Source organism: Donghicola sp. XS_ASV15 (genome assembly GCF_041224595.1).
Classification (GTDB): domain Bacteria; phylum Pseudomonadota; class Alphaproteobacteria; order Rhodobacterales; family Rhodobacteraceae; genus Donghicola.
Genome location: NZ_JBGFGN010000014.1, coordinates 1 through 7428, shown reverse-complemented (window position 1 = coordinate 7428; position 7428 = coordinate 1). Strand labels below are relative to the sequence as shown.

Below are 7428 nucleotides of genomic sequence, written 5' to 3'. Positions count from 1 at the left end.
TTGCGCGGGTCCCCCTCCTGCCCTCGCCGGGAGGCAGGCTTTCAGGAGAGGGCCGCTTGCAGCGGACCTCGCCAGAAACCCCGCCCCGATTTTCGGCACCAAGACCGGAAGGGGCACACCACAAGGAGGCCACAAATGGCTTATCAGATTGTCGTCACGACCGAGGAAGGCATGACCACCGTGTATCCCGATTGCATCGAGCAATGGGTCGAGGACATGGGCACCAGCATCACCGGCATTTCGTCCAACCCGCGCACCCGTTCCGAGCTTCAGGGGCACCCAAAGATCGCGGGCTTCATCGGACCCGCATGGGGTGGCACCACCGAGCAGGGCGAACCCATCATCCGCTACGAGGACAAGGAAACCTACGCGGCCCTGTCCGTCTGAGATCGGCAGCGGGGTTTCTCCCTGCCCCGCGCCGAGGCTGGCCTGTCGAGCAGGCCCAAGGGAGGGGCGGACAACGCCCCCCCTACCAACCCTCAGAAAGCCGAAAGGAGGTGAGAACAATTAGCGATGACACTTTGAAGCGCCGCATTGCCGAGGCTTGGGCGCTTCTCAGGAAGGGCGATCACTTTGGCATCGGACGCCGCTTCCTGATCCAGCACGGGGCCATCTAAGCCCCCTCGCCTCAGCCCGTAAGGGCTGGGGCACCCATAACACAAAACCGAACATCACCACAAGGAATGTCCCAATGACCAAGCAAACCACCATCACCGCAGACGAAGCCCGGTTCCCGCTTTCCAAGCTGGTCCTGTCCCCGATGAACCCGCGCCAGAACGTGCCTGCCGCCGAGGTCGAGGAACTGGCCGAAAGCATCTGGACGGCTGGCCTGATCCAGAACCTTGCCGGGATCATGGACGAGAACGGCGGCGCGGAAATCGTCGCGGGTGGCCGTCGCCTTCGCGCCCTGCAACTGCTGGCCGAGCGTCACCCTGAACTGGCCCAGGAGCGCCCCGAACTGGCAAGCCCCCGCGTTCTGATCGCGCCGGATCAAACCACGGCGCAGGCGTGGGCCGTAGCTGAAAACGCAGCCCGCCGCGACCTGCACCCCGCCGATGAAATCCGGGCCTATGGCAAAATGGAGCGCAGCGGGGCAACCCCTGCCGTCATCGCCCGCGCCTTCGCGGTCACGGAAAAGAGCGTCTATCGCCGCCTTGCGCTGGCGGGCCTGCCCGAACCCGTGATCGACGCGCTTGCCGCGAATGAGATCAACCTGAGCGCCGCCGCCTGTTTCACCATCAGCGCCGACGAGGCCCGCACTCTGGAAGTGCTGGAAAAGTGCCGGGGCGAAAACTGGTCTGATTACCAGATCAAGAAGGCGTTGAAGCCCGACGCTGTGAAGGACACCGACCGCCGCGCGAAATTCGTTGGCATCGAGGCTTATCAGGCCGCAGGGGGCCGGATCGGCGGCGACCTGTTCGCAGAGGAAACCTTGCTTGATGATACCGACATTCTCGATACGGTTTTCGCGGATCGGCTGGCAGAAGTGGCAGAGAGCCACAAGCGCGACGGCTGGAAGTGGGTCGAGGTGAACCACGCCGATTATCTCGGCTGGTGGTTCGTTCAAGAGAACGGCTTTGAACGCATCTACAAGGAAGAAGGCGAGCTTTCGCCGGAGCAGGCCGAGCGGTTCGATGAACTGGCCGCACTGGCCGAGGCCGAGGCGCTGGACGAGGACGGGCAGGCAGAGCTTGCCACCCTCAATGCCATCACCGAAGGCGATTTCACCGACACGCAGCGCGCGCATTCCGGTCTTATCATCTATGTTGACCGTGAGGGCGAGGTTCAGAGCTATGAAGGTCTGATCCGCAAGGCAGACAAAGCCGAAGCGATTGCCGCAGGTGTTCTTGCGAAGTCGCAGCACAGCGCCGACGATGCGCCCAAGAGCCCGATTTCCCAGAAACTCCGCGATGATCTGGGCCGGGTCTCGCGCGGTGCCCGTCAACATGCCGCCTTGCGTGACCCTGATCTGCTGATCGACCTGCTGGCCTATCAACTCAGCCACAACCTCTATTGGTCCAAGCCGTTCGGCTTGTCGGTCGAGGACGTGCCCAACTGGCCGACGACCGAGGCCGATGGCTACGCGCTGGACGAGCGCCTGACCGAGAACCCGCCGCGCGATATGTATGGCAAGGACCTCGGCAAGAGCTTCCGCGCGTTCCGTCAGAAAGGGCCGGATCACATTCGCGGCGAACTGGTGCGCTTCCTTGCCGCGCAGCTTCGGGGCGGTGACGAGAAGTTGGCCGCGTTGATCGAGAAGGAAACGCAGCCCAACACCCGTGAAGTCTGGACCCCGACCGCCGCCAATTTCTTTGGCCGCGTGGGCGGCCCCTACATGGCGGACCTGTGGCGCGACCTTCTGGACCTGTCCGACGACCACCCGACCGCCACCGGCTTCGATAAGCTGAAAAAGGGCGAGAAGGCCGCGAAGCTCGAAGCCCTGTTCCGTGGCGATCACGAACTGCGCAGCGCCCTCGGCATTACCGACGAGCAGGCCGACAAGATCGCGGCATGGCTGCCCGAAGGCATGGAATGAAATCGAGGTCGGGGCGTTTACGCCCCGACCGCACCCCGCGCCGCCCGGATGGCCGATCACACCCTTGCCGAATTTCGATGGAGGTTCCCATGCCTGACTTCACCGCCCACCGTCACCCTGTCCTTGCCGTCCGTTGCCCGGACTGTGGCCGCGCCCCCGGCGTATGGTGCCGCCGCCCGAGCGGCCACATGGCGAACGATTTCCACATGAGCCGCAAGGTCGAAGCGGATCATGCCTTCATAGACCAGCACGGGCCGGACGCCAGTGTCGAGCGTGATGGCGAAGGCTGGATCATCGACCCGCGCGGGCGTGTCGGTATCCGTCCGCAGCCCGAGCAACTGGCCCTATTCTGAAGTCATATCATCCGCCGCGCTGGCAACGCCTGATGGCCCGTGCTAGGATGGAACCAAACCAGAACAATCAGGCCCCGAGATTTCCGCCGCCGCTCCGCAAGCCAGCGCGTTGAGCCGCGAGCATCCCGATTATCCTTGTGGTGAGGATGACACTCGGCCCCGCTTCGGCGGGGCCTTTTTTCTGTCTTCTCAGCCTCATGGTGTCCCCCCAGGTCGGGGCACAAGGCCCCGCCCTGGCAGGACTGGCGCTATCCGCGCGGGAGCCGCATTCGCGGCAGCGAGAGGGTCAGGAGAAGACTTTTTGATAGAGGTTCGGGATGAAGTCGAAGACCTTTTTGCGCAGGCGGTTTCTGTTCGAGACGAACTCCGCCGCTTCATGGACTTCCATATCTTTCAGAGGTGCGCCCCCGAACACATGCAGACCGCACCGCACACGGATTTGGTAGACCTTGACCCCGTTCGCGTCGGAAATCAGCCGCCGTTCTGGGCCGCAATCGCGCTCGCCGGGGAGATAGGCCGCTTGCAGCCTATCGTAAGCCCGCATCGCATCTTCTGAAATCGTTAGGGAAAGGACGGAGTAGACCCGCTGCGAAGTCACACCATCCTCATGCGCCCGGAACTTCGCGATAACGCTTCGGTGGTTGCCTTCTGTGATGAAGAGATCGTTGCCAATCTCTGCAAGATGCCAGCCGTCAGGGTTGCCATACTTGTTGTTGGGGTCGTTATCGAAGGCCAGCGGATCATCGTAATACTCGGGTCGCAATTCGAGAACGTCGAGCTTGGTCGAGATTTTCTTCCCGGCCCCCAAGAACTGGCGCCAGGTCATGCCCTGATTATATTTTGCATGAGACGTGCCGACGATTTTTCGCGGATCAATCGCGCAATCATCCTTCCGTTCTTCCTTCACCACGAAGTCTCTAGCTTCGCCTAAGCTGAAAGGCTGGATCTTCTTGTCGGCCCAATCGCCCGCAGTTTCGAGCCACCGCTTGCCCGTGGGTGTCGTCACCGCGTCAGTCAAAAACCTGTCCCAATCAAAGCTCATTCACACCATCCCTTTCGCTTTCCTCCCCGATAGGGCCGTGCCAGCCCTTCCGAGATCATGGTTTCGGCCACGTCTTCGCGGCCGACATAGAGCCGGGCCAAGCCCCGGTCGTATCTGTCTTTCCCCGGCTGGATGGCCAGCTCGATCAGCTCGCCCGAGGCGACCAGCTCGCGCAGCCGTCTGGTGGCTTCATCACCGAGCGCCTTTTCGTAGTCGCACCGAGGCGAATAGACTTCGGGGGTGTCAAATCCGACCAAGCGGAACCGCTGGCCGTTGAGGTCTATGGTATCGCCGTCGATGACGTAGACCGACCGAGGGTTCACAGTTTCCGCAGCTGACTTTGTGTCGATCGACAGCCAGCCCCCGGCAATCAGACCCGCCGCAAGAACCACGATCATCCGCCGGTTCCTTGTCCGTCGCCAGCTCTTGAGCTTCAGCTTTCCCCGCCGTCTCTTTCGCATGTCCTGTGGCTTCCCTCTGCCCTTTGGTTCCCCGGTGCTGACCAGATCGAGGCCCGCCGTCACCTTCGCCCATATTGAGATTATGCCTCGCCAGACACTCCACCCCAGGTTTCGAGCGTCCCCGTTATTGTCCTTGCGATTGAATCCTGTGGCACCGGGTTTTTCAACCCGATCCCTTCCTTGAGCTATGACCGCCACCGAAATTCGCGCAGATCAGGTTCGTTTGTGTCGCCTTGGGCCGTGTTTCTCAAACGGAACATTGCTTGTTCCTCTCTTTGCGACCGCGCGGCGCTAAAGCCCCGCACTTCAATCAAAAAATCGGTTTCCGCTTTGCGGACCCTCCGATTTTTGGTTTGATCGCATCGAGGACCAGCATGACCGTTCTTCATCGAAACACTCATTCCCAAGGAGACACATCATGAAAACCTTCGCCAAATACGAGATCGTCGGGCGGGTCGGTCAGCTCAAGGAAGGCAACGGCGTGCTGCGCATCACCATTGCCGCTGAATATGGCCGCAAGGACAATAACGGCGACTTCCAGTCGAAACCTTTCTGGAACGAGGTGAATATCTGGAACGAGAACGTCGCCAAATGGGCGAAGGAGAACGTCGTTCCCGGTGATCTGGTCCGCTCCGAAGGAACCATCCGCCAGGAACAGTGGGAAGACCCGACCACCGGCGAAACCCGCTACGGCGTGTCCCTCAGCTCCGAGAGCTTTGACAACTACTCGAACGCGATCCGCCGTCAGATGGCACGGCAGGCGGGCTGACCGCCCGGGCGGGCCTGACGGCCCGCCGCCCTACGGGCGCGGCGCTGCGTCCACCTTTTCCAATCGGCCGCCCTCATCGAGAGGGCGGCCGATTGCGCTTCGCAACCTGCGGCTCCGAACCGCCGACAAGCGGCGATGCGACACTGGACCCACCAGCGAAGGTGCAAGGTCTGTCTCCTTGAAAAACAGCGGCCACTCTACACGGCGCGGCGAGCCGTCAACACCAAGCCCTCCGGGGCGCTGCGCGCGTGTTGACGGCCCGCCTTTCCCGCCGTGTCACCGAGCCTCGTTTTTTCAATCAGGAGACAGACCATGAAATTCATTCGCAAGCGTTCTATCCAGCTCCGTCGCATCGCCGCTCGTCGGCTCCGTGCCATCCGCAAGCTGCTGCGCGCAATCGACCTCAGCCTCACGATTTCGATCAACCTCGGCATCCTGAAGGTAGGTGTCACCATCAAGCGCCGCCCCGAGTAGGGCGGCAGCGACGGCCAGGCCCTTCGGGCTTGGCCTTCCCGCCTTTCATCTTCCCCTCAGTATCCTCGGGGGAGCGCCGCCAGGCGCGGGGGCAGACAGCCCCCTTACTCTGTCGTCGTGCCCGTCTCCGGGCACAGCCTGCGAAGCGCCTGCATTCCTTCGGCTATCTCGGCACCTGCCGGGACACGAAGCGCGCCCAGATTTTCCGTAACAGCCTCAGCCGCCGCCAAGGCTTCATCGTCGCCTGTCTTCGCGAGACGGGCGAGGACTGCCGCCTGACTTTGCAGGGCGTTTCCCGTTGCGCGGATATTCCCGATATTGGCTTGGATCATCTGCGCCATCGCCGCTTGCACCAGGTCGCAATCGTTCGGGGTATCCTCGGCGCTGGCGGCAGTCGCCCAAAGGGCCACCGCCGCAGCCGCGAGCTGCCCGGTCATCTTGGCCGTGGTCTTCATGTGGTTCCTTTCAGGCTAGGTCGGTCTTCGCGAAATCGTTGCCCTTGTAGAGCAGAGCCGCCCGGTATCCCTTGGCGCAGGCATAGGCGAAGCAGTCCCCAAAATTCAGGTCTGCCTCGTGCCCTACGGCCTTTCCATAGGTTCGGGCCGCTTCCAATGCTCCGCTTCCAAGGGTGTCCGAGATCATTACGCTCTTGGCGCGGGCCTCGGTGAAGAACAGATCGACTGCCGCTTGCGCGGCGTCGATCTGTTCCGCATCGGGTGTCTTGTGCTTGCCCGACCGGGATCGAGCCAATCCGACAATGGCCTCGAACCGAGACAGCGGCGAGAAAAGCGGGCGTTTGTCGCTGGCCGCGAGCCGCTTGACCAGTTCGTCCGAACCCGGTTCGCGGTTCAGGATCGCGATGACAGCGGAGGCGTCGATGAACATCAAGCGTCACCCCACATCGCATCCGCATCCGCTTTCGCGTCATATTCGGCATCGACGGGACCAATCTTGTCGGCAAGAATCCGTGCAGCTTCAAGACGTTCGAGAAGCGGCACTTGATCCTTTGCGGCAGCAATGGCAGCATTCAAGGCAGCTCGCACGGCCTCGGTTTTGTTCTCTGCGCCGGTCAGCTTCATCGCTTCCACAGCCAGCGCGTTCACCGCCTCATCCCTGATGAATAGTCCGGGCATGGTGTATATCCTGTTGCGTATATCCGTATATGTCATTATGGATATACAGGCCGGTTTAGTCAACCATGCGAGGAAAAGATGCCCCATCCGAGAGAGATCGAGCTGACGCAATCGACTTGGCTGCGTGATGCAAAAACGGCGCTGATGCAGCGTGATCCGGTCGATGCTCTGAACGACGCGGAGGCGTTGGTGTCCTTTGCCCAGAAGAGGCTTGATGCTTTGTTTTCCGGGCATGGCAAATCCTGATCGTTCGTGACCTCGTGCAGTAGCGCGAGGACACGCCCGCCCAGGACCAGGCTCTACTCGTGCGCCGGCTGCACCGGCCCACTCCCCGAGCTTTCCGCGCCGCCCGTCCCTGCCCCCCAGGTGCGCCGCCCGCCGTCTCGTCCCGAGCCAGCGGATCGACGCGGGGGCATGGTCCGTTCGACGCGCAAATCTCGGCCCTTCGGGTGACGATCTTCCCTCGGTTCCCTCGGCCTTTTGCGGGGGCAGGCAGCCCCCAGGTCGCGCCCGCGGCCACTTGGTCGACAAGAGAATATCGAGATCCCCGCGCGAGCGCGGCTATCACACTGGCGGGGGGTTCGGTCAAGCCGAACGCCGCCCGCATCCTTGGGCCAGGTCGCGCAAGCGCGCCCTGTCCGTCTAGGGAACCGCCGGTTC

Annotated in this window: 11 protein-coding genes; 6 read left to right on the top strand and 5 right to left on the bottom strand. The window is 62.2% G+C overall.

Going from position 1 to position 7428, the window contains the following annotated elements:
• Nucleotides 1-135: 135 nt before the first annotated feature.
• The 3 genes from AB9K37_RS00310 to AB9K37_RS00300 all read left to right on the top strand — a co-directional run bounded on the left by AB9K37_RS00310 (nt 136) and on the right by AB9K37_RS00300 (nt 2889).
• Nucleotides 136-387 (top strand): hypothetical protein, encoded by a 252-nt coding sequence (locus tag AB9K37_RS00310; RefSeq protein WP_102856264.1) that lies wholly within the window; start codon nt 136-138, stop codon nt 385-387.
• Nucleotides 388-691: 304 nt separating this feature from the next.
• Nucleotides 692-2536, top strand: a complete 1845-nt coding sequence (locus AB9K37_RS00305; protein ID WP_102856263.1) for a ParB/RepB/Spo0J family partition protein — start codon at nt 692-694, stop codon at nt 2534-2536.
• A gap of 89 nt (nt 2537-2625) precedes the next feature.
• Entirely contained in the window at nt 2626-2889 is a 264-nt protein-coding gene (locus AB9K37_RS00300; protein ID WP_102856262.1) for a hypothetical protein, read from the top strand.
• Nucleotides 2890-3175: 286 nt separating this feature from the next.
• Here the strand turns inward: AB9K37_RS00300 and AB9K37_RS00295 are convergent, their stop codons facing one another.
• Nucleotides 3176-3931 (bottom strand): hypothetical protein, encoded by a 756-nt coding sequence (locus AB9K37_RS00295; protein ID WP_102856261.1) that lies wholly within the window; start codon nt 3929-3931, stop codon nt 3176-3178.
• Entirely contained in the window at nt 3928-4329 is a 402-nt protein-coding gene (locus AB9K37_RS00290) for a thermonuclease family protein (protein WP_123618832.1), read from the bottom strand. Before AB9K37_RS00290 ends, AB9K37_RS00295 begins: the two co-directional genes overlap by 4 nt.
• Nucleotides 4330-4810: 481 nt before the next feature.
• Between AB9K37_RS00290 and AB9K37_RS00285 the strand changes: the two genes are divergently transcribed.
• Both AB9K37_RS00285 and AB9K37_RS00280 read left to right on the top strand, forming a co-directional pair.
• Nucleotides 4811-5161 (top strand): single-stranded DNA-binding protein, encoded by a 351-nt coding sequence (locus AB9K37_RS00285; RefSeq protein ID WP_102856260.1) that lies wholly within the window; start codon nt 4811-4813, stop codon nt 5159-5161.
• A 312-nt stretch (nt 5162-5473) separates the two neighbouring features.
• The gene (locus tag AB9K37_RS00280; RefSeq protein ID WP_158525084.1) at nt 5474-5635 is read left to right on the top strand and encodes a hypothetical protein; all 162 of its coding nucleotides are present in this window, start codon (nt 5474-5476) and stop codon (nt 5633-5635) included.
• Between the two features lie 104 nt (nt 5636-5739).
• On the opposite strand, the gene AB9K37_RS00275 is transcribed toward AB9K37_RS00280, so the two are convergent.
• The 3 genes from AB9K37_RS00275 to AB9K37_RS00265 are packed head-to-tail and all read right to left on the bottom strand — an operon-like array spanning nt 5740 to nt 6768.
• On the bottom strand, nt 5740-6090 hold the full coding sequence (locus AB9K37_RS00275; RefSeq protein WP_102856259.1) for a hypothetical protein: 351 nt from the start codon (nt 6088-6090) through the stop codon (nt 5740-5742).
• Nucleotides 6091-6100: 10 nt separating this feature from the next.
• A complete protein-coding gene (locus AB9K37_RS00270) occupies nt 6101-6520 on the bottom strand; it encodes a type II toxin-antitoxin system VapC family toxin (RefSeq protein WP_102856258.1) in 420 nt (139 codons plus the stop codon).
• Complete coding sequence (locus AB9K37_RS00265) at nt 6520-6768, bottom strand: type II toxin-antitoxin system VapB family antitoxin (protein WP_102856257.1); 249 nt, start codon at nt 6766-6768, stop codon at nt 6520-6522. Before AB9K37_RS00265 ends, AB9K37_RS00270 begins: the two co-directional genes overlap by 1 nt.
• Nucleotides 6769-6846: 78 nt before the next feature.
• Here AB9K37_RS00265 and AB9K37_RS00260 point away from each other — a divergent pair, with 78 nt between their 5' ends.
• Nucleotides 6847-7014: a hypothetical protein gene (locus AB9K37_RS00260; protein ID WP_158525083.1), complete on the top strand. Its 168-nt coding sequence runs from the start codon at nt 6847-6849 to the stop codon at nt 7012-7014.
• Nucleotides 7015-7428: the final 414 nt, after the last annotated feature.